The sequence below is a fragment of the Streptomyces sp. NPDC002181 genome (assembly GCF_042890485.1).
GTDB lineage: Bacteria > Actinomycetota > Actinomycetes > Streptomycetales > Streptomycetaceae > Streptomyces.
Genome location: NZ_JBIASC010000014.1, coordinates 224,643 through 243,182, shown reverse-complemented (window position 1 = coordinate 243,182; position 18,540 = coordinate 224,643). Strand labels below are relative to the sequence as shown.

23 protein-coding genes and 1 pseudogene are annotated in these 18,540 nt (G+C 68.6%); 17 read left to right on the top strand and 7 right to left on the bottom strand.

The window, feature by feature from the left end:
- Nucleotides 1-500: 500 nt before the first annotated feature.
- Complete coding sequence (locus ACFYXV_RS29395; protein ID WP_389384516.1) at nucleotides 501-662, bottom strand: hypothetical protein; 162 nt, start codon at nucleotides 660-662, stop codon at nucleotides 501-503.
- A gap of 589 nt (nucleotides 663-1,251) precedes the next feature.
- Between ACFYXV_RS29395 and ACFYXV_RS29390 the strand changes: the two genes are divergently transcribed.
- Nucleotides 1,252-1,437: a hypothetical protein gene (locus ACFYXV_RS29390; protein ID WP_389384515.1), complete on the top strand. Its 186-nt coding sequence runs from the start codon at nucleotides 1,252-1,254 to the stop codon at nucleotides 1,435-1,437.
- Nucleotides 1,438-1,515: 78 nt separating this feature from the next.
- Here the strand turns inward: ACFYXV_RS29390 and ACFYXV_RS29385 are convergent, their stop codons facing one another.
- Nucleotides 1,516-1,671 carry a hypothetical protein gene (locus ACFYXV_RS29385; protein WP_389384514.1) on the bottom strand — a complete coding sequence of 52 codons (156 nt, stop codon included), beginning with the start codon at nucleotides 1,669-1,671 and terminating at the stop codon, nucleotides 1,516-1,518.
- A gap of 142 nt (nucleotides 1,672-1,813) precedes the next feature.
- Here ACFYXV_RS29385 and ACFYXV_RS29380 point away from each other — a divergent pair, with 142 nt between their 5' ends.
- Together ACFYXV_RS29380 and ACFYXV_RS29375 are read left to right on the top strand one after the other, a co-directional pair.
- Nucleotides 1,814-2,095, top strand: coding sequence for a carbohydrate-binding module family 14 protein (locus ACFYXV_RS29380; protein WP_389384513.1), 282 nt, complete (start codon nucleotides 1,814-1,816; stop codon nucleotides 2,093-2,095).
- Between the two features lie 488 nt (nucleotides 2,096-2,583).
- A complete protein-coding gene (locus ACFYXV_RS29375) occupies nucleotides 2,584-2,754 on the top strand; it encodes a hypothetical protein (protein WP_389384512.1) in 171 nt (56 codons plus the stop codon).
- 936 nt (nucleotides 2,755-3,690) lie between these two features.
- Here ACFYXV_RS29375 and ACFYXV_RS29370 read toward each other — a convergent pair.
- Complete coding sequence (locus ACFYXV_RS29370) at nucleotides 3,691-4,923, bottom strand: serine hydrolase domain-containing protein (RefSeq protein ID WP_389384511.1); 1,233 nt, start codon at nucleotides 4,921-4,923, stop codon at nucleotides 3,691-3,693.
- Nucleotides 4,924-5,558: 635 nt separating this feature from the next.
- On the opposite strand from ACFYXV_RS29370, the gene ACFYXV_RS29365 reads away from it, so the two are divergent.
- The 3 genes and pseudogenes from ACFYXV_RS29365 to ACFYXV_RS29355 form a co-directional block, all read left to right on the top strand.
- The gene (locus ACFYXV_RS29365; RefSeq protein WP_389384510.1) at nucleotides 5,559-5,687 is read left to right on the top strand and encodes a hypothetical protein; all 129 of its coding nucleotides are present in this window, start codon (nucleotides 5,559-5,561) and stop codon (nucleotides 5,685-5,687) included.
- A 33-nt stretch (nucleotides 5,688-5,720) separates the two neighbouring features.
- Nucleotides 5,721-5,879: a DUF6233 domain-containing protein gene (locus ACFYXV_RS29360; protein ID WP_389384509.1), complete on the top strand. Its 159-nt coding sequence runs from the start codon at nucleotides 5,721-5,723 to the stop codon at nucleotides 5,877-5,879.
- Between the two features lie 23 nt (nucleotides 5,880-5,902).
- A pseudogene (locus tag ACFYXV_RS29355) lies at nucleotides 5,903-6,107 on the top strand (hypothetical protein); the annotation flags it as partial.
- Between the two features lie 132 nt (nucleotides 6,108-6,239).
- Here ACFYXV_RS29355 and ACFYXV_RS29350 read toward each other — a convergent pair.
- Nucleotides 6,240-6,902, bottom strand: a complete 663-nt coding sequence (locus ACFYXV_RS29350; protein WP_389384525.1) for a hypothetical protein — start codon at nucleotides 6,900-6,902, stop codon at nucleotides 6,240-6,242.
- 410 nt (nucleotides 6,903-7,312) lie between these two features.
- Here ACFYXV_RS29350 and ACFYXV_RS29345 point away from each other — a divergent pair, with 410 nt between their 5' ends.
- Nucleotides 7,313-7,801 carry a DUF6207 family protein gene (locus ACFYXV_RS29345; protein ID WP_389384508.1) on the top strand — a complete coding sequence of 163 codons (489 nt, stop codon included), beginning with the start codon at nucleotides 7,313-7,315 and terminating at the stop codon, nucleotides 7,799-7,801.
- A 78-nt stretch (nucleotides 7,802-7,879) separates the two neighbouring features.
- Here the strand turns inward: ACFYXV_RS29345 and ACFYXV_RS29340 are convergent, their stop codons facing one another.
- Complete coding sequence (locus ACFYXV_RS29340) at nucleotides 7,880-8,041, bottom strand: hydrophobic protein (RefSeq protein ID WP_383351504.1); 162 nt, start codon at nucleotides 8,039-8,041, stop codon at nucleotides 7,880-7,882.
- Between the two features lie 213 nt (nucleotides 8,042-8,254).
- Between ACFYXV_RS29340 and ACFYXV_RS29335 the strand changes: the two genes are divergently transcribed.
- The 5 genes from ACFYXV_RS29335 (at nucleotide 8,255) to ACFYXV_RS29315 (ending at nucleotide 13,778) form a co-directional block, all read left to right on the top strand.
- Nucleotides 8,255-8,428 carry a CsbD family protein gene (locus ACFYXV_RS29335; RefSeq protein WP_389384507.1) on the top strand — a complete coding sequence of 58 codons (174 nt, stop codon included), beginning with the start codon at nucleotides 8,255-8,257 and terminating at the stop codon, nucleotides 8,426-8,428.
- Between the two features lie 451 nt (nucleotides 8,429-8,879).
- Nucleotides 8,880-10,256 carry a tetratricopeptide repeat protein gene (locus ACFYXV_RS29330; protein ID WP_389384506.1) on the top strand — a complete coding sequence of 459 codons (1,377 nt, stop codon included), beginning with the start codon at nucleotides 8,880-8,882 and terminating at the stop codon, nucleotides 10,254-10,256.
- A 449-nt stretch (nucleotides 10,257-10,705) separates the two neighbouring features.
- Nucleotides 10,706-11,221, top strand: a complete 516-nt coding sequence (locus ACFYXV_RS29325; protein ID WP_389384505.1) for a hypothetical protein — start codon at nucleotides 10,706-10,708, stop codon at nucleotides 11,219-11,221.
- Nucleotides 11,222-11,397: 176 nt separating this feature from the next.
- Nucleotides 11,398-12,945 carry an AAA family ATPase gene (locus tag ACFYXV_RS29320; RefSeq protein ID WP_389384504.1) on the top strand — a complete coding sequence of 516 codons (1,548 nt, stop codon included), beginning with the start codon at nucleotides 11,398-11,400 and terminating at the stop codon, nucleotides 12,943-12,945.
- Nucleotides 12,945-13,778 carry an HNH endonuclease signature motif containing protein gene (locus tag ACFYXV_RS29315; RefSeq protein WP_389384503.1) on the top strand — a complete coding sequence of 278 codons (834 nt, stop codon included), beginning with the start codon at nucleotides 12,945-12,947 and terminating at the stop codon, nucleotides 13,776-13,778. Before ACFYXV_RS29320 ends, ACFYXV_RS29315 begins: the two co-directional genes overlap by 1 nt.
- A 59-nt stretch (nucleotides 13,779-13,837) precedes the next feature.
- Here ACFYXV_RS29315 and ACFYXV_RS29310 read toward each other — a convergent pair whose 3' ends face one another.
- Nucleotides 13,838-14,038 carry a hypothetical protein gene (locus tag ACFYXV_RS29310; RefSeq protein WP_389384502.1) on the bottom strand — a complete coding sequence of 67 codons (201 nt, stop codon included), beginning with the start codon at nucleotides 14,036-14,038 and terminating at the stop codon, nucleotides 13,838-13,840.
- A gap of 315 nt (nucleotides 14,039-14,353) precedes the next feature.
- Here ACFYXV_RS29310 and ACFYXV_RS29305 point away from each other — a divergent pair, with 315 nt between their 5' ends.
- Nucleotides 14,354-14,518, top strand: coding sequence for a hypothetical protein (locus ACFYXV_RS29305; protein WP_389384501.1), 165 nt, complete (start codon nucleotides 14,354-14,356; stop codon nucleotides 14,516-14,518).
- A 170-nt stretch (nucleotides 14,519-14,688) separates the two neighbouring features.
- Here the strand turns inward: ACFYXV_RS29305 and ACFYXV_RS29300 are convergent, their stop codons facing one another.
- A complete protein-coding gene (locus tag ACFYXV_RS29300; RefSeq protein WP_389384500.1) occupies nucleotides 14,689-15,495 on the bottom strand; it encodes an aminoglycoside phosphotransferase in 807 nt (268 codons plus the stop codon).
- 305 nt (nucleotides 15,496-15,800) lie between these two features.
- Here ACFYXV_RS29300 and ACFYXV_RS29295 point away from each other — a divergent pair, with 305 nt between their 5' ends.
- The 4 genes from ACFYXV_RS29295 (at nucleotide 15,801) to ACFYXV_RS29280 (ending at nucleotide 18,514) form a co-directional block, all read left to right on the top strand.
- Nucleotides 15,801-16,034, top strand: a complete 234-nt coding sequence (locus tag ACFYXV_RS29295; RefSeq protein WP_389384499.1) for a DUF6207 family protein — start codon at nucleotides 15,801-15,803, stop codon at nucleotides 16,032-16,034.
- Between the two features lie 173 nt (nucleotides 16,035-16,207).
- Nucleotides 16,208-16,648, top strand: a complete 441-nt coding sequence (locus tag ACFYXV_RS29290; protein WP_389384522.1) for a phage tail protein — start codon at nucleotides 16,208-16,210, stop codon at nucleotides 16,646-16,648.
- A gap of 274 nt (nucleotides 16,649-16,922) precedes the next feature.
- Nucleotides 16,923-17,363, top strand: coding sequence for a hypothetical protein (locus ACFYXV_RS29285; RefSeq protein ID WP_389384498.1), 441 nt, complete (start codon nucleotides 16,923-16,925; stop codon nucleotides 17,361-17,363).
- Nucleotides 17,364-18,388: 1,025 nt separating this feature from the next.
- Entirely contained in the window at nucleotides 18,389-18,514 is a 126-nt protein-coding gene (locus ACFYXV_RS29280; protein WP_389384497.1) for a hypothetical protein, read from the top strand.
- Nucleotides 18,515-18,540 lie beyond the last annotated feature (26 nt).

Genomic DNA, 18,540 nt, shown 5'->3' with positions numbered 1-18,540 from the left:
GCGTCGCGGACCGGTACCTGAGCGCTGCGCGCTCAGGAGAGACCGGCCTCGCTGCGCTCGGCCGGGGCGCCTTCGGCGCCTGCCCTCCGCTTCGCTCCGGGCAGTGAAGCGCTTCGCTTCGCTCAGCGGGAGGGCGCTTCGCGCCCTGAGGGCCGGCCCTTCTGGCCGGTGTCCTGCGCTTCGGGCCGGACGGGTTCGGGGTTCCGCTTCGCTCCACCTCTGAACGGCCTGCTCTGCAGGCCAGGGTGACCCCGTTTCACGGGGTCCGGCCCTTCGGGCCGTTGGGCGGATCCGCTTCGCTCCTCCGCCCTGGGTCCTTCCGGCTTCGCCTCCAGGACCAACCCGCTCCGCGGGCGCTGGCAGCAAGGGGTTGGTGTCGCCTGAGCCCAGGCGCGCGCCGGCGGCCTGGGCTCAGGGGGTCTTCTAGCAATACAAGCTGTGCCCCCGGGCAATCGCCCTTCGGGTGCGGCTCCCTTTGCTGGAGGACCGCACCGCAACCGTCAGCGCTGGTCGTTCTTCTCCTGGTCGCTGTCCGGGGTCGTCTTCCTGCTGTAGTTAACCATCGCCTGGAGGCTGCGCCCCTCGGCCTTTCGTGCACCCTTCGCCTTGGTCTCAGCTGCCTTCGGCGTCGCCTCGGCTGCCTTGTCATTCTTCTTGCTCATATCCACTCCCTTCAGGGCCACAGGCCCGCGTCTCAGGCCCCACCTGCAACCGTGCATGGCCTCGGGCGGCAAGCAGGCTCCAGGCCCCTTGACCTCGGAGAAGCCGCCACGGCAGGCAGGAGGCCGACCGTTTCTCCCTCTCCACGTTGAATCACCTCACCGATCTACGCCACCTCACAAGCCGCACAACACGACCTAAGGCCCCTTCCCCTCAGCCCCCGGACAGGCCAACACCACCTCCCACGGACGCCCTCGCCTTGCATCAAAACCGACTACAGATCGACTTAGGAAACAGAGAGACCCACCGGTCCCAGGTAGGGCCGTGCTGCGCCCCCGCCCTGCTCGTCTCAGGGCCGCGCGGGCATCCGGCCCCCGGAGCAACCCTGGGCCCGCGGCACGCAGAGCATTCCCCGCTGCCCAGAACAACGGCACTGTGGACCCCGCGCATTCGGGTGAGCCCGGCGTGCGCACCGCACGAGCCGGGCACAGTCTGTCCGCGCGGGCAGGCCTCAGCGGCAGCCCACAAGACGAAGGAGGAGCCGTCATGGCCGACAAGCCAGACGAGAGATCACGCAAGAGCCCTCAGGAAATGTACGACTACACCACCAGCATCCTCTCCGGATCGGAGGACTACTCCCTCATGCACGAGGGTGTCTTCCCAGGCTGGTACGACGCCGACGGCAACCCCTGCACCATGCGGAAGTACAAGTTCGGACCAGGCGGCAACCCCGTACCCCGCGACCCCAACGACCCGCCACCCGTCCACCGGCCCTAACCCGACCCCTCCGCGCGGCCCGTGCCCACTGCGGCGGGCCGCACGGAGGCCCCCGCCGCCCCCGCCGCCGTGCCCGCATCAGGTGACCGTCACGCGCAGTACGTACGGCCAACCGCTGCCGACCGCCTCCGCCCGCTCCCACAGACCCACCCGGCCACCCGCCAGGACCTGGTCCCCCGCGCGCAGTTCGGTGAGCCGCACGTCCACTGGCCCGCCCGCCGAGATCCGTGCCATCCCGGCCGTTCCTGCGTCGGCGCTGCATCCCGGCCCAGTGTGGGCACAGGGACCAGAGCCTTCCCCGCTTGGCGGCCGCGTGCCCTCTCCCCCCTTGACTGCCGTTGATCAACGCGTCATCCGATCAACGGAGGGAAAACCGATGAAGAAGATCAGCATGGCCGCTGCCGTCGCCGGCCTGGTCCTGGCCGGAGCGGCCACGCCACAGGCGATGGCCGCCGCCGAACCTCAGCCCCTCACCAAGCCATGCCCGGGCTCCAACCAGTACTACGGGGACGCCGACTTCACGAAGTTCTGGGAATGCTCCAACGGCATCGCCTACCTCTTCGACTGCCCCGCCAACCTGCACTGGGACCTCACCCTGCTGACCTGCAACTACCCCGAACAAGCCAAACGCGTCGAAGGCGACCACCTCCACACCTAGCAACCCCCGCCAGCCCCGGGACCCACGGTCGCGCTCAGAACCCGGGCGCGACCGCCTTCGACGGGCAGGGCACGGTGACCGTCGAACTTCTGTTACGCACTGTTGGGCTGTCCGCGGTGCTTCGCAGCGCCTGAATACTAGGATGTGCGTCGCACTGTGGGCCGATAGAACGAGCCATGACGATGTTCTATTGCCTCAGGTGCGGAGGAGCTCTGACCCCCGATCTGACACCGATGGAGGCGGTACCACAACCGCCACCGTATGGGGAGGAGCCCGAGTCACGGCGGTCACCCGCCACAGTGCCCGCAGGGCACTACGCAATCGAGCCCGAGCCGTGGGGCGCACCGTATGTGGCATTCCGCGACGATGAGGAGGCGGGTCCCGCACAGCCCCGCTCTGGCTGGAAGGCGGACGAGCGAGGGCTGCTCAAGTCGGCCGGCCCACGCGACAACATCGTCCTCCACCCTGAGGATGCCATCGGGCTGGTCATGTTGGAGGACACGAGTATGGGCTGCTGCTCGGGCCCGCTGGGCGACTCGGGCCTCAACCGCGCCTGCCCCTGCGGACAACCGGTCGCCACACTGGCAGCAGACTGTTCCACGGTCTACGAACTGCACCTCGACGCCGACAGCGTACGAGCCGAGGTCAGCGACCACTGAGTGTCCTACGGCGGGTGACGCCGCGCCCCTCGGATCTTCAACGAACGGCTTCCAGCTCTGATCCCTGTCCATAACTTCTGCTCGTACGCCACCCCCGCTCCCAGGCGCGCGGGCGGGATCGCCTCGGCGGCCTGCGCCAGCATTGGCTCGACCGGCGGTCTGAGCACCACCCCGGACTCCCTCGCGCCTTGGCCCCCATCCCAGGGTCGGCCAGGCCAGTCCCCTTCAGGCCGGTGGCGCGACCGTCGCATCCACCATCCGAGGGAGCCAGCGGGCCGGTCAGACGGGGCTCCGGGGCCGACTGCGGCACGGTAGCGGCATGCGCCGCTGGTCCCTGCCCCTGCTCCTCGCCGCCCTCCTCACGGCTCCCGGATGCGTCACCGTCCACCCGGCCCCCGCCCGGCCCGGCCCGCCAAGGTGACAGCTCCGGCGGACCACAAGCAGCCGGCCGGCCCTCGGCCCGCACGGCCGGACACCGGGCCCGGGCTGCCCCTCTCCCGCACCGGGCTGCCCCTCTCCCGCCTGCCCGAGCCACCCACCGCCCCCGAGGACGACCGCTCGCCCGCTCCCGCCCGCCGCGCGCCGACCCGACAGACATCCGACGAGACCCGGCACGCCCGGCCGGCACCCCGGCACAGGGCCGCCGCGCCGAAGCACCCCGTGAAACCCAAGCCCCCGAAGGCCAGGGCGCGGCCGAGCCGTACGCCCGCCCGCCCGGTACGCCCCGCGACGGGCGCGAGGACCGCTGACATGACGGCTCTGTGCCGCACCGCGCACGGCGTGACCAGCACCCCCAACACCGTCCTGTGCTGTCCTGTGTCAACGAACATTGATCGCGTGTCATCCAACTTTGATCGACATGTCCCCTGGTCACAGGGTGCCTAACGAATCAGGTGCGCTGGGTATCGCAGTCGCCTTCATCGGGTGGGTATCCGGCTATCCCGTAGCCCCGGTGAACGAGGGCGTGAGCGCCTGTTCGGGTGTGAGGCCGAAGCCGAGGCCGGTGCCGTAGACCGCCATGGCGAGGGCCTGGAACGCCGGGGGTGGCGTGATGGCGTTGGGGTTCTTGGTGGAGACCACCTCGACGGCAGTCCGAAGGTCAGGCGAGTACATGGTGGTGGACTCGTAGCCGGCAAAGCTGCCTTCCCCGCCGATGAACCCGCCGGACTCGACGAAGCCCAGCCCGTAGCGCCAGGTGCCGGGCCCGTTGTAGTTCCCCGCGAAGACGAAGGGCACCGGGTTCTTTGTCGCTTCGGCCCAGACCGCCGGCTTGAGCAGCGCGCCGGTTGCCAGGGCGCGGGACCAGACCCGCATGTCCGAGAGCGTCGAGACCATGGCTCCGTGCGCCCAAAGACAGGACGCGGGGATGGCTGTCGCGTCGTCGGCGGTGGTGGGTGCCTGGGTGGGGCCCACATCACCCAGCCCGTACCCATGGGTGAAGGGCTTGGTGAGGCCGTTGCCCGTCGTCGGGAGCAGGGTGCGGTGGAGTCCGAGCGGCTGGGCGATGCGCTGCTGGACCGCGGTGCTCAGGTCCTGGCCGCCGACGAGTTCCACGACGCGGCCGAGCAGGTTGTAGCCGTAGTTGCTGTACGACCACTTGGCGCCGGGAGCCGCGACAGGGGGGAACTTCGCCTCGGCCGCCAAGAGCTCCGCGACCGTGCAGCCGGTGGGGATCTTCGACTGGACCGTGGGTGAGGTGAAACCGTCGGCGAGGCCGCTGGTGTGGTTGAGGAGCTGCCGGATGGTGATCCGGTCCCCGTTGGGGACTCCTGGCACCCACTTGGAGATGTGGTCCTCAAGGGCGATTTTCCCCTCGCCCACCAGTTGCAGGACGAGGTTGGCCGTGAACGTCTTGGTCTGGCTCGCGATCTTGAACTGCATGTCCGGGCGGAGCGGTGCCCTGGTCGCGAGGTCGGCAACGCCGGTGGCACTGACGAAGGTTCCCTTCGGGCTCCAGATGCCGACCAGTACCCCCGGTGTGCGGTTCGTGTCCTGGAACCGGCGGACGATCTGCCTGACCTTGGCTTCGGTCGGCGCGTCGAGAGAGGCGCCGTCACCGCCGCTTCCGCTCGATACCGCGAGATCACCGTGCGGTGATTGGCACGCCGGCACGACCAGGACGCCGACCAGGAGAACGGCGCCGAGCCAACGCCCTCTGTACCGGCCCATGGGTTCACGGCTCCCTGGTGTCGACGTCTCCAGTCCCGACGAGCGAGAACTCTGGCCCTCAGCCAGCGTCGAGTTTGGGGTGGAGGATCGCATCCCGGGCAGGCCCATTTGAGTGGCGAACCACGGGCGTAGGCCCCTGCGGCCTATTCATTCCGGTGCCGCCGGCGCTCCTGGCGCTGAAGCTCGACGGTGTACCGAGTCTGCGCGAGCTCGGCGCGAGCCGCGGTCCCGGTCAGCTCCCCTCACCGGCTGGTCATCCACGTCCGGAGCTGCTGATTAACAGGCGTGATCAAACTTCGATGACACGAACTCGCGTCCGTCAAAGATCGATGGCACACGATCAAGGTTCACTGGCACAGGACATGTGCCACCAGACCTACGGCAGGTGACCTGCACACACTCACACAGAAAATCGAACATGAGATCTGATAGGAGTGACCGCCTCCGCACCGCCAGGAGCCCACGATGACCACCCCCGCACCCCCCGCCAGACCCCGCCAGCCCGGCACCTGGGAGCCCAACCAAACCGGCCCGTGCGCGATCTGCCGCACCCCGACCTGCAAATACGGGGTGGGCGCGTCAACTACCTGCCCCTCGTGCAAGGCCGCGCGGCAGGCGCAGTACGGGGGCTGAGCGTGTCTGACCTGCCTCGGCTGCGGACCCTGGTCATCTACCTGCGCGGCGAACTGCGCCGGACGGAGGCTGCCCTGGCCGCCGCCGAGGAGCGGGAGGCCGCCACCGCCCGACAGCAACCTGCGCCCTAGCCTCCCGCATGGCTGGTCGAGCGCGGGATCGGCGTGGGCCGGCTCCCGGTCCGCGTCCATGCCGGGGGCTGCTGGGACAGCAGCAAGCGGTGCGTGCCCGCGACTGCGGAGCAGGCGCGCCGGCTGCTGGCCGAGGGCGTGTCCGCCTGCCCGCACTGCCGCCCTGACAGCGCACTCGGCATGCTGGAGTGAACGCGGACCGACAGGGTGGAGGGATGAGCCCTGACCTGCGCGCGGTCGTGTATCCGCCGGACGCCGAGGGCGGGCGCCGCGTACGGTGCGACGGCGAGATCCTCGGCCGCGCCTTCGCCCCCTGCCGATCTGCTGGAGTTCCTGCGGCGCGCTGGTCTCGACTCCGACGTCGTCCGCTTGGACGACCCGCTCCTCATCGAGTGGCGGGGCTGCGGACCAGCCGTCTGGAGCGCGGCCACCGGCACGCAGTGCTGGCGTCGGTCAGCGGTACTGGCCGCTGTGGCCGGCTACCGGTGGATCACCGCGCACGGATCCCGCTGTACGACGGCCGCGTACCGGCGCGCGGGTCAGTTGGTGGAGTCACGCCCGCTGCTTGACGACCTCGAACGCGATGTTGCCGGTGTACGCGGTCTCACCCGCAGGCAGACAGTCGTCCTCGCGGCTGGTTCCTGCTCCGTCGCAGTGTTCGAAGCTCATCCGGAAGAAGACGGTGGACGTGTGCGTGCCGGGCCTGAGGCCGGGCAGTGCGGGTGATGCGAACGTAGCGAAGGGGATCCCTTCCTCGATCACGACCAGGCGCAGGACCTCGGGGCCGAAGGAGAAGCTCCGCTCCTGTGGCGTACCGATGTCCTGGACGATCCGGACACCGAGGAACTTCAGGATGAAGTCGTCCATCGGCTTCGGCAGGGACGGCGTGTATCCCGCCGGGTAGACAGCGCCGGCCGCGTCAGCGGCCGTGCCCCAGCTCGGGAAGACCGAGACCCATGGCTTCATCGCGACTGCCACACGGCAGGCAGGGGGCCCGATGATCTGTTCCCGGATGGACAGGAGGGCGTTGAGGTCGGTTCCCTCCGGGTCCAGACACCTGTTCGCCGTCCCGGAAGAGGGGGTCGGCGTGACGCTCTGCGCCGCAGCCGGCTCCGGCCAGCCCTGCCAGGCCTGGGCCGTGCCGCTGCCCATGTACGTGAGCACAGTCGCCACAGCGGTCATGGCCAGCGCCGCGCGGATCCGGATGGGCCGCATCGCACCCCTACCTTTCGACGTCGTCTTCGATGCCAGGCCCAGGATCGGACCAGGCCCCGTTCACGTGCCGAGCATGACCACTTCGTGCGGACCTCGGAGCCGAAACGCGGGGCGCACCGTGTACGTACCTCCTGGAGGCCGCGGCTGATCACCCACTTGGCCTGGAAGTCGGGCGGCGTCCTCGCCGTGCACCCGAAGGCTGCGGTCGCCCGGACACGGCAAAGCCTTGGAGAGCGGCGCTCACCGGTTCATCCGAGGTGAGCGCCGCTCTCGTTCATACGCTTCCGTCGGCAGCTCACCGGGAGGGCACGCACGCTTCTGGGGCGGCGCCTCTCCACTCCACAAAGTCGGGATCGGTGAGGTCCACGTCCTCAGCGTTCTCAGGCCCGGCGGCCGCGAGGAAGACCCTGATGTCGGCCGGCCGATGCGCGACCCCGATGGCGACGGGGGCCGCACCCAGACAGAGCGTGCCGACCATGCGACACCCGCGGCCTGGGATCCCTCGTGCGAGTGGACGGGGAAGGCCGTCGGCGAATCGGTCCGGTCCCAACGCCGTCGCAGGGCTCATGAAGCCGATCGACGAGCAGCACGTCGCGGAGCCCGGCCTTGTGGTCTTGGACATCACCGGCGGGGACGAGGACACCGTCCGGGCCGTCATGGCCGCGCTGGAGGAGCACTTGGCCACATCGGGTTTTGAGCGGACGGTGCGCTGGGGGGCTTGGTCGGGCTGGTCCCTTGAGTCCCTGTCGGTCCGGGCCGGTGTACCGGGACGGCCGCCGATCTTTGGAGGTGAGCAGGACCCCTGCTGCGTCACGGCGACCGGCCCGGCTGCTTTCGCGCATACCCCCGGGCGACCGCCCTCACCCCAGGTCCTCGGCGTCGAGGAGCCAGCACGGTAGGAGCACCGCACACGGCGGTGGGCCGCTCCCCGGGTCGGGGAGCGGCCCACCTTGGCCTAGGACGTGCCGAAGGCCCGGCTACCAGCGGTACCAGCGACCGCTGCTGCCCTTCGGACGGGCGACGAATCCGATCAGCCACAGCACCAGGACCGCGATCGCGATCCACCACAGGATCTTCACCACGAAACCGGCGCCGAGGAGGATCAGGATGAGCAGGAGAACGAGAAGCAGGGGAACCATAGTTATCAACCTCCGCAGCGGCGACTGCCCGCCACTGCTCCGGTCATGCACTCGGTCTTTACCCGGTTCTTATCCGCGTCGGCGGGTAGTAGCGGCGGCCCGCCGCCACGTGGTGCAGTCGGTTCGCCCGGTCGGCGGCGAGGGGGTTTGCGGTCGCCGATCTGGAGCAGGCGGGAGGTCACGACCAATCCGGTACTACACGAGGAGGTCCCGATGTCGGGCACGGAGAAGACCAAGGCCACCGCCGAGCAGGCCAAGGGCAAGGCGAAGGAAGCCATGGGCCGCATGGCCGGCAACGAGCGGATGACCGCCGAAGGCCGCGCCGAGCAGGCCAAGGGCAACGTCCGACAGGCCAAGGAAGACATCAAGGACACCTTCCGCCACTGACACACGGCGCCCGGACACGCAGGCCCCTGCTCGGGCCCCGACCCTCCCCCGGGTCGGGGCCCGACCGCATGCCGGGCGCCACATGCCCGGGCGCGACCGGAACTCCTTCGGGCTCGGGCCACCGGTCCGAGGCTGCTTCGGCTGCCGTGCCAGCGCAGGCCGGTCAGGTGCGTCACCGACCATTTGCCGGGCACGGGCGCGGTGAGCGGGCACGGATCCTGCGCCCCCCGCGGGTGCCGGACAGGCCCGAGACCGTCCGGTGCCCCTGCCGGCTTACGGCTGTGCGGGCCGCCACCCGGTCAAGGGTGACGGCCCGCACACGCCCGCCAGTCAGCGATTCAGCTGACGCGGTTGGGTTGACCTGCGGATCGCTTCTCCCGTTCTGAGGCGAGCCGACTGGCCGGGAACCCCTGGACAGCGGGTGTCGGTGGGTGCATCTACGCTCCCGTTCATGCACATGGATGATCTTGCCTGGCAGGCGAGCAACTTCGGCGGCCTTGCCCCGAGAAGAGTGGACTTCCTGTTGGAGCACGGTCACCTGGAACTGGTGATCCAGGCGGCGGTGGAACGCAGCGAGTGGTTCTGCGCGAAAGGCGCGGTGGAGGAGCTGTGCCGGGCGGGGGAGTTCGGGCGGGCGCTGAAGGTGATGGAGCCGTTCGTCGCGACCGGGTGGCCGACTGCCTTGTGGGCGAAGGCCGACATCCTGCTCCGGGCGGGACGGTCTCAGGAGGCACTGAATCTGGTACGTCCGGATGAAGCCGGTGGGACCTCGAAGGCCGAGTGCCATGACTTCGCTGAGCTGCTTACCAAGGCAGGGCGCGTCGACGAGGCCATCGATCTGCTCGTCCCGCACATCGACGGATGGTGGACCCTGTCCGTCTTGGTGGAGATCACCAAAGGCCAGGACCGTGACGAGCAGGTGCTGCAGCTAATCGCCCCGCACGCCGACAGTGCGCGCCACGCCCGGGGCGAGAGCCGGTGGAACCACCCCTTCTCCAACGCGCAGGAGCTCCAGGCCCAGGTCCTGGAGCGCGCGGGCCATACCGACGAAGCGATCCGGATCCTCGGTCAGGACATAGCCGGACACCACTACCTCACGCAGAACACTCTCACCGCCTACGCCGGGCTTCTGGCGCGTCATGGTCGGCTCGACGAGCTGCGCGAGTTGGCCACCGGACAGAACGCGCACACCGTCCTGGACGTCTACGCCGGTGCCCTTCGCGACCACGGGCGGGCCGAGGAGGCCGAGACCGTGATGCGCGAAGCCATCGCCGCCGACGACTGGGTTGGGTACCGAGCCTGGCTCTCCTCGGCCTTGCTGCGGGACGGCCGACTGGACGACGCGATCGCCGTGGCCGAACCCGGCTTCGGCTGGTACGACTGCTCCAACCTCCTGGTACCACTCGTCTACCCGCTTCTCGACCGCCCCGAGGAACTGCTGCACCTGGTGGAGCACCCCCGTGTCGTACCCCACCATGACCACGAGGAGTTCCAGCACTGGTGGCGAGCCTTGGCCCTCGCCGGCCTTGGTCGCGTCGACGAGGCGATCGTCCTGGCCGAAGCCGACCCGCGCCCCTGGACCGACCCCCGCATCGTCAAGGCCGACCTCCTCAGCACGGCCGGCCAGTTCGATGCCGCTGCTGCCGAACTGCGAGCCCTCGGCACGATCAAGGCACGTGAGGAACTGTGCGAGGTCTTGGTCCGGCAAGGGCAGGCGGCCGAGGCGATCGCCATCCACCCCACGGCGGCCGAGCAGCGAGCTGCCAAACCGAAGCCCGAGCCCGTCCCTCTGGACGAGAACGGGTACTCCTTGGAGCCCCCCTTCTAGGAGTTGCCGTTGGATGTCACACCCACATCAGGAGTGATGCGCGGGTGAGTGCCCGATCTCGCGAAGGAATGGTCGCCAAGGATCCGGTCGACGCAGAGCGGGATAGTCATAGCGTCGATCTCCGCAACACCCAGGAGATCATCGGGAACCTGGTCGCATACCCAAAGCCTCGGCTCACACTGACACGCCACATGTCGCCAAGCACTGACACTCCCATGTCGCCCGACACTGGGGTGAGCCCAGCCGGCTGGCGCTGCGCGCACGCCCGCAGGTCGGCGGCACCACAGCGGTTGGAGGATGCGGGTGCGAGAGGCGACAGCCCTCTCACCGCGGACCCGCACTCTCCGTCGAGCGTTGGCGGAGAAGGCCCCCGCCGTCGGGCACGAAGCGGCGTTTCCCGGGTCCGAAATTGCCGCTCCTGAGAGCTTGGTGCGCGCTACCGTGGCGTGATGACGGCGCCCTCTTCAACGGCTTTCCTGAGGCTGGCATTCGACGGCTTCCAGCAAGCCCGAGCCCGGCTGGACGAGTGTCTGTCCGTCCACGGCTCCAGCGCGCACGCCGTCTCGATTCCTGCCGCCGAGACCATCTACTGGGCGTGCGTTCCCGACGAACAGTTGACTTCGGACGGCGGCTACAAGAGCGTCCGGGGGAGGGTGAAAGGAGACGTCATGCGCGGGACGCGGTGGATACGGAACCGCACGACGCACGCGTTGCCCCTCACAGTCCAGCGGACCGGCGGCCTCAGCCTCGCGACGCAGGCGCCGATCACCATCGAGCCCGTCGTCGTGCGCTGGCTTCGTGCCGACAGACTGCCTCCTGAACCTCCCAATCATGTGGATGCCGCCGGTCACACGGCGTACGACATGACCTTCGCCGACCGGCCCGTGCGCGACCCCGTGGAAGACATCGCGCAGTGGTTCGCGAACGAGCATGGCCGGCTTGGATCACGACTGCGTGGCATGTAGCGACGCCTCCTGCACGACCGGGCCTTTAGGTTCTGCGAGCCGGCAGAGGTTCCCAAGTCCATGGGCTGGAGTCCAGCGGTCGGAGCCAAAGACCGAATGCAGCGGCATAGGATCCGGTGGGCGGGAAGCGGCTCTGAAGGCACATGTGCTCGCTCTCCCACGACGACGGGAGCGGCGTGCAGTTCATCATCCAGCCTCATGGCCAGCCCGTGCACGTGGGCACTAGGGCCGTTGTCCTGGAAGCCGACGGCTGGGACGACATGGGCTACCGGACCACATTCCAGCTCTGGTACCGCAGCCCGACTGATCTCCGGAATCTGGGCTACGTGAAGGTCGGCGTCGCCGGACAGAAACGCGGCCCGAGTCCGCTGCAGCCTGGCGTCTACAACGGTCCGCCGCCATTGGAACTCTTCTCTCTCGGCCAGAGCGACATCTACTACGACAACATCAGGAAACTCGGGATCGAGGGCCGCATCGCCATCCTTGGAGGACTCGGTGACCTCGCCTACGATCTCGGCCGGTTCGACGGGGCGCGGGCTCACGAGGTGACGCGCGAGTCCTTGTTGCGGATGGTGGAAGAGCAGACAGTCAGGGTGCAGTACCACCGGATCGCTCACGGCGGTGTGCGGCTAAGCGAGTACCGGTTCAATTACCTCGGACCTGGCCAGGATCCCGACAGCGAAATCTCTTTCCACGTCCGCCCCGAGACGCGTCCGTCCAGCAATATCCACGTCCTTGTCGGCCGCAACGGAGTGGGCAAGACCACCCTGCTGAGACGGCTCGCGGGCGCTGTCGTCCATCCCGACCTTCACGAGATGTACGGGCGCGTGACAATGGCTCCTACGTCCACGTCAGCGGCAGGCGAGCGCTTCGTCAACGTGGTCTCGGTGACCTTCAGCGCGTTCGACCCGTTCGCCACCATGCAGGCGCCGGGCCGCCCAGGGGTTCCCCTGCCACCCAACGGCGTGGCCTACGAGTACGTGGGGCTGAAGGCTTCAACGGAGCGCACTGGAGGGCTGGAAACAACGCAGCACGAGCGACTGTGCTCGGGCTTTCATGATGCCCTGGTGCGTGTCATGGATTCGCAGCGAATCTGGGCATGGTGCGACGCGATGAAGACACTCAGCCGGGACCCTCGGTTTGCGGACACCGCCATCGCCTCTTACGCCGGGGACCTCAGGGCCGGCAGCAGGGTCACGACGTCCCATTGGAACGCGCTGCGTCAAGCCTTCGAGAAGTTGAGCTCAGGGCACGCGATCGTCGTCCTCACGTTGACGGAGCTCGTAGGCCTTGTGGTGGAGCAGTCACTGGTCATCCTGGACGAGCCCGAGACCCATCTGCATCCGCCTCTTCTGGCGTCTTTTGTCCAGGCACTGAGCGAGCTCTTGACCGATCGCAACGGCGTGGCCGTGATGGCGACGCACTCGCCGGTGGTTCTCCAGACCGTGCCCCGGTCCTGCGTCTACAAGCTGATCCGGCACGGCGAGACCAGCCGGGCCGAGCAGCCGCAGATCGAGACGTACGGCGAGAACGTCGGCGTGCTGACCCACGAGGTATTCGGGCTGGAGGTAATGCAGTCCGGCTTCTACAAGGACGTCGCCGAGGCGGTGGCGATGTTCGACTCGTACGAGGACGTCCTCGCGCACTTTTCGGGGCACCTCGGTAGCGAGGCCAAGGGCCTGGTGTACGTCCTGCTGGCCGACAAAGCTCGCGGTGGATCGTGATGTGGCCGCTCAAGGTGCCCCTCCTGAAGCCGGTCGACAGCTACCTCGCTTGTGTCGGAACCAGCACCACTGCGGGCGGACGGCGCGAGAAGTTGCTGCTTGCGCAGGACACTGTGCGCAAGGCCGGACAAGCGCTGCGCCGCGCCGCGTCCAGCAGCACCGTGCACGCGCTCCAAAAGGATGACTGCACGGTTGAGGGATTCGCTGCCGGGGACTTCGTCGAGTGGGCCTACGGCAACGGGATGAAGACGGTCACGGGCAGCAAAGTCCGGGACGCCCTCATGGCCGCGCCGCGGGACGAAAGATGCCCGATGTGCAGCACGGGCGTAGTCCGGCAGCTCGACCACGTCGTGCCTAAAAGCCTCTTCCCTGCTCTGTGTGTCGACCCGCTCAACCTTGTACCGGTGTGTGAGCGCTGCAACCTGCTCAAGGGCAATATGCAGCCGGACTCTGCCGAGAAGACGCTCCTGCACCCTTATCTCGACCGGATATCTCAGGACCGGTGGCTCGACGCCCGGACTGTTCACGACCACGGCATGGTGAGGTTGGAGTTCTTCGTCACTTCGCCGGCGTCCTGGGACGCGACGCTCACATCCCGGGTGAACCACCACTTCGAGTTCTTCGACCTGGGCAAGCTCTATGCCTCTGACGCGGTTCGCACGATCGCCGACATGACGTACCGCCTCACCTCTCTCCGCTCTAGCGGGGGCGCTGCTGTCGTCCAGCGCTACCTGGGAGCAGAAGCCGAGTCACGGTTCGCCGTCGATGCCAACAGCGTCACCGGTGTCACGTACGCGACTTTGGCGGCCGACGATCGGTACTGCCGAGGGTAGTGCGCCCCGGAAAACCGGAGCACCGGGTCTCACTCCCGCACGCCTTGTCGGCGCAAGCCTCACGATCGCAGAGTGGTCAGGGCAGCGGAGACGGTGGACGCGAGGGCGAGGACAGCTGCAAAGGCAGCGGCAGCGTGCTTGATGGCGGCGGGGTAGGTGGCGCCATCCAGGCGGGCAAGTTTGGCTGCGCCAGCCCCGGCGAGTAGGGCGAGAATCGCGACGATCGCGATGGCGAGGAGAACAAGGACGAGGTCGGTCACGGCGGGCTCCGATGGTCGTTTGGGCTTGTGTGACCGAAGGTCTCGAAGTCGGTGTTCGCCATGGTTCACCGGAGGAGAATGAACACCGGTGAACACGTCGGGAGGACCGGTGGGAGAGACGGGTGGTGTGTGGAGGGCCGCGCTGGACGAGCTTCGGAACCGGCTATCCGACGGACGAGCCCGTGCCGGGTTGGGTATGAGCGAGCTGGCCCGGAGGGCGGGGCTCGGCCGGACCACTGTGCACTCGGCGTTCAACTACGCGGAGCCCGCACCCTCCGTCAACTCGATGTCCTCGCCGTCAAGGAACCGCTAGTCGTGCTGAAGGCGCTCGCCGACCTGCGGTACGTCATCTCCAAGACCGGCCAGGACGCCGCGTACGAACTCGCCGCCCTCGACGTACCGCTCAAGGACGTGGCGACCGCCCTCGGCACGAGCGAAACCGCCGCCCGCACCTACCTCAACGACTACCTCCACCACTGACCCGTTGGCGGGCCTCCAGCAACGCCCAGTCGCCGTGACGGTAGCGGGCCGACCGCCTTGCCGGAACACGGTGGGGGACGGTGCGCGGACGCGCAGCCGCTGGGTCGGGACCGCTGCGCTGTGATGCGCAAGGCGTTCGTGAGGGCGAGCACCGGGGCCCCGGGGGGGCGTCAACGCCAGTGCGCGGCCCATGCGCGGGCGGCTGTGATCGTCTCGTCCAGCTCGGTCATCCCGTGCTCGCGCCAGTCCTCCCAGGAACGGGCCTCCGCCTCCGCCAAGACCCGCACCCCCTCGCGAGGAGCCTTGGCGAAGGCGGGAATGGCCCGGGCCCAGCGCGCAGCGTCTTCGACGCTCTGCTTGCCGTCCAGGACCAGGCGGAATCCCCACAGCGTGGCGTCGATCCATGCGGGGCCGCGCATGGCCCACGCCCAGTCGATCATCCATGCCCGGCCGCTGCGCTCGACCATGAAGTTGGTGGCGGCCGGGTCCGAATGCACCAGCCGGTCCCCCATCAGGAGGCCTTCGTCGGCGGGGTCGCAGTACTCGCCCCAGCGTTCCCACGGCGTCAGCCGCACTTCGTCAGGCGCGGGCAGCAGACTCAGTTCGTGCAGGGCTGCGGCGACCGGCTCCAGGTGGTCGCTGTCGTCGGCGAACCAGGCCCACGGGGTTGCCGTCAGGCCCTGGAAGCCGATCAGGAGCCAGCCACCCGCCACCTGTCGCCACAACACCTTCGGGGCGAAGTCGGGCAGGAACGGATTCACCGTGGCCTCGGCTTCCAGCTCGCCGATCCGCTCGTGATCCAGCGGCAGCCCCTTCACGAACTCCGTGGCCCCTGCGGCCGGGAAGTACAATGAGGCGAAAGCCGTACTGTTTCCCGTTTCCATGTCCGCTCTCCGGCAGTGCGCGCCGAACCGCTGTTGGAGGGCTTGGCGGGTGGGTTCGGGCAGCTCCTCGTACGGGAGCCGGTCCACGCGCATGCCGGTCAGCTCTGTGGGTTGGGCTTCGGCGGGTTCTGCGGGTCGTTCGGCGGGAACGGCGGATTCTTGTCCGGGGCCGTGCTGGACGGAGGGCGTCCCGGCGGAGGTGATGAGGGCGGACGGCGCTTGAGCTCAAGAATCGTCATGGCGGCGAAACTACCGGCCGTCCGTCGGCCGCCACCCGGCATTGTCGAGATTGGCCGCAAAGCGCCGCCGCCACCCCGGCCGGGGACTTGCGGGGGCTCGATGGTGTGATCCTCACCCAGGCGCGAGAACCTCGCCCGGCCGCAGGCGGTTGCTGGGGTATGAGCGACGAGAGCGTGATCACGATCGAGATCCGGGACCAGGAGAAGGCCGCACTCGAAGCCGCCCAGCGGATCTCGGCCCTCTTCCTGTCGTCCGGTCCGTGCCGGATGCGACGTACCCCCGGTGAGGCAGGAGTACAGCTGCTCGTGTACGCGGACGTCAGCCGGAGTCCGGGCGAAGGCGGGTACCTCGACCGTGACGCAGCTGATGGAGCAGGCGCGTTTCTTCGGTGAATCGGAGCATCCAGACGGGTGAGTTGGCGCTCGGTCAGAGCGGGAGCCTCAGCCCTGGGACCTGTGCGGTGGATCATGTGACCTCCTTGCGCTCATGGCGTGAGGCACACGGCGGCGGGCTGGAGGAGATGACCGTCGGCCGTTCACCTTTGAGGCAGTGGGAGGCGTACATCGTGTTGACCGGTGACAGCGTCAGCAGCAGGACCTTCGCCATCGAGTTGGGGAAGTTCCAGGTCGAAACCGTCCAGAGCGTCTCGGGACTCCAGCTGGAGCAGGACGTGGTGGAGGTCCGGCAGGTCTCACCGACCGGTGACCCGCTCGTTCGCAAGCAGCAGGGGGCGCGCCAGACCGGCGAGGTCACGATCACCCGCGGCATGGACAAGAGCACGGCGTTCACCGACTGGATCAAGTCCACCCTCGTCAACGCCGACCTCGACGCCGAGCGCCAGAACATCACCATCGCGTTGAAGGATGCAAGGAAGCAGACCGTCCGCCGCATCCACCTCAGCAACGCCTGGGCATCGCGTTGGGAGGGGCCGTCGCTGGACGCCTCCGCCTCCGGACCCGCGACGGAGCAGGTGACGATCACCTACGAAGACATCACCATCGAGTAGCAGTCGGGTCCTGCCCAGCGGATCACGTCCTAAGCCTCAGCCGGATCGCAGCGGCGGTGACGGTGCGGGCCACCCGGTTCAGGGTGCGCAGTGGCGGAGCGCCTCACGTCGGGCAGCACCATGGCGCGCCGCCCCTGGTCGGCGATGGCGCCGCCGCGGACCTTCGCTGAGTAGGCAGCAGGGCCGTTTCTTCGGTGAATACGGGCACCCGCACGAGTGAGTTGTCCGCCGAGGGCCTGTTGAGGCAGGGGCCGGGCCCGCTACACCGGCCTTTGTGATCAAGAAGTTGATGCTGCGCGGCCTGCCCGCGCTCGCCCTCTGCGCCCTCCCCGTCCTCGCCGCTCCGGCCGCGCACTCTGCCCCCTCCGCCACGGCGCCACAGACGGCCGCCGGTGTTGCCGGCCCGGCCGCACGGCGGGCTCCGCTACCGCTGTTCGAAGCGATCGACCAGCTCCCGGTCGCCGTCGAGCACCGCGAAGGCTACAAGCGGGACCTGTACAAGCACTGGAACAAGGGCCTCAACGCCGGGGACGGCTGCGACACCCGCAAGGAAGTCATCCTCGCCGAGGCCGTCGTGGCGCCGCAGGTCGCGGCCGGCTGCAAGCTGACCGGCGGCTCCTGGCGCAGCGCCTACGACGACGTGGTGGTCACGGACGCGGCCCGGCTGGATGTGGACCATTTTGTCCCGTTGGCGGAGGTGTACGACTCTAAGTAGGCGGAGTTGGGCTGGACGCATCATTCCGCCGCTTTCGCAGGCGGCGCGGTGCGGCCCGAGAACGGGGGTGTCACTCGTCCAGGTGAGGGTGTGGGGTTCTGGACCTGGGGTGGAGTATCCGACGCCACGATGTTGCATTCGGTGCAACCGTCGGAGGTGTGGCGTGGGTGTGGCAGACGTGCCGGGTGCGATCCGGCTGGTCCGCGCAGGCAACGTCCGCGCTCTGGACCCGGAGCCCGCCATGTTCGACGCCATGCTGCGCGGGTGGCAGGACCAACAGCGGAGCCGACTTCTAACGACGAAGACGATCATGGACCGGCTGAGCCTGGTACGTCGCTTCGCCGAGTTCACAGGCACGTATCCGTGGGACTGGACGCCCGAGGACGTCGAGGCGTACTTCTCGGTGCGGCTCTCCCGCGGTGAACTCGCCTGGTCCACGGTGCGAGGACAACAGGGCTCTCTGGAGATGTTCTGCGCGTTCATTACCGACGGGCGATATGGATGGGCATCGGGCTGCCTGGAGGAGTTCGGCCGGTTCCCGGTCCAGGCGTGCCACGACTGGAACACCGCCCAGCACGTCGCCCCCTACGAGGGGCGTCCCGGCCGGCGCGCGTTCACCTACGACGAGCTCCAGACGCTTTTCGACGCGGCGGACGACCGGGTGGAACAGATCCGCAAGCGGGGCCGCAAGGGGGTGCTCGCCGCTTGGCGGGACTCGGTTCTGGTCAAGCAGGTCTACGCGTACGGGACCCGGCGCCGGGAGACTTCGATGCTCGACCTGCCGGACCTGCGGCACAACCCCCACGCACCCCAGTACGGGCGGCTCGGTGCCCTCGAAGTCCGGTACGGGAAGGCGTCCCGAGGGAGTCCGCCGAAGCGCAGGACCGTGCTGACCGTGCCCGAGCTCGACTGGATCGTCCCAGTCGTCCTGGAGTGGGTCGATGAGGCCCGGTGCGGGTTCTCCCCCGGCCGGCACCCCGCCCTGTGGGTCTCTGAGCGCCGTGGCCGGCTCGGAGGCCGGCGCCTTGACGAGAATCTTCTCCACCCTCCGCGAGCACGCGGGCGTGCCCGCAGAGCTGGATCTGCACTGCCTGCGGCACACCTACATCACGCACCTGATCGAGTTCGGATATCCGGAGCGGTTCGTCTAGGAGCAGGTCGGCCATTCCTACGCGGC

Bases quoted from the DNA above. Each gene is read 5' to 3' on its own strand.
- ACFYXV_RS29295 (WP_389384499.1), top strand. From the start codon at position 15,801: ATGAGCGACGAGAGCGTGATCACGATCGAGATCCGGGACCAGGAGAAG.
- ACFYXV_RS29375 (WP_389384512.1), top strand. From the start codon at position 2,584: ATGTTGGAGGACACGAGTATGGGCTGCTGCTCGGGCCCGCTGGGCGAC.
- ACFYXV_RS29330 (WP_389384506.1), top strand. From the start codon at position 8,880: ATGCACATGGATGATCTTGCCTGGCAGGCGAGCAACTTCGGCGGCCTT.
- ACFYXV_RS29345 (WP_389384508.1), top strand. From the start codon at position 7,313: ATGTCGGCCGGCCGATGCGCGACCCCGATGGCGACGGGGGCCGCACCC.
- ACFYXV_RS29370 (WP_389384511.1), bottom strand. From the start codon at position 4,923: ATGGGCCGGTACAGAGGGCGTTGGCTCGGCGCCGTTCTCCTGGTCGGC.
- ACFYXV_RS29385 (WP_389384514.1), bottom strand. From the start codon at position 1,671: ATGGCACGGATCTCGGCGGGCGGGCCAGTGGACGTGCGGCTCACCGAA.
- ACFYXV_RS29380 (WP_389384513.1), top strand. From the start codon at position 1,814: ATGAAGAAGATCAGCATGGCCGCTGCCGTCGCCGGCCTGGTCCTGGCC.
- ACFYXV_RS29350 (WP_389384525.1), bottom strand. From the start codon at position 6,902: ATGCGGCCCATCCGGATCCGCGCGGCGCTGGCCATGACCGCTGTGGCG.
- ACFYXV_RS29325 (WP_389384505.1), top strand. From the start codon at position 10,706: ATGACGGCGCCCTCTTCAACGGCTTTCCTGAGGCTGGCATTCGACGGC.
- ACFYXV_RS29395 (WP_389384516.1), bottom strand. From the start codon at position 662: ATGAGCAAGAAGAATGACAAGGCAGCCGAGGCGACGCCGAAGGCAGCT.
- ACFYXV_RS29315 (WP_389384503.1), top strand. From the start codon at position 12,945: ATGTGGCCGCTCAAGGTGCCCCTCCTGAAGCCGGTCGACAGCTACCTC.
- ACFYXV_RS29390 (WP_389384515.1), top strand. From the start codon at position 1,252: ATGTACGACTACACCACCAGCATCCTCTCCGGATCGGAGGACTACTCC.
- ACFYXV_RS29335 (WP_389384507.1), top strand. From the start codon at position 8,255: ATGTCGGGCACGGAGAAGACCAAGGCCACCGCCGAGCAGGCCAAGGGC.
- ACFYXV_RS29340 (WP_383351504.1), bottom strand. From the start codon at position 8,041: ATGGTTCCCCTGCTTCTCGTTCTCCTGCTCATCCTGATCCTCCTCGGC.
- ACFYXV_RS29300 (WP_389384500.1), bottom strand. From the start codon at position 15,495: ATGCGCGTGGACCGGCTCCCGTACGAGGAGCTGCCCGAACCCACCCGC.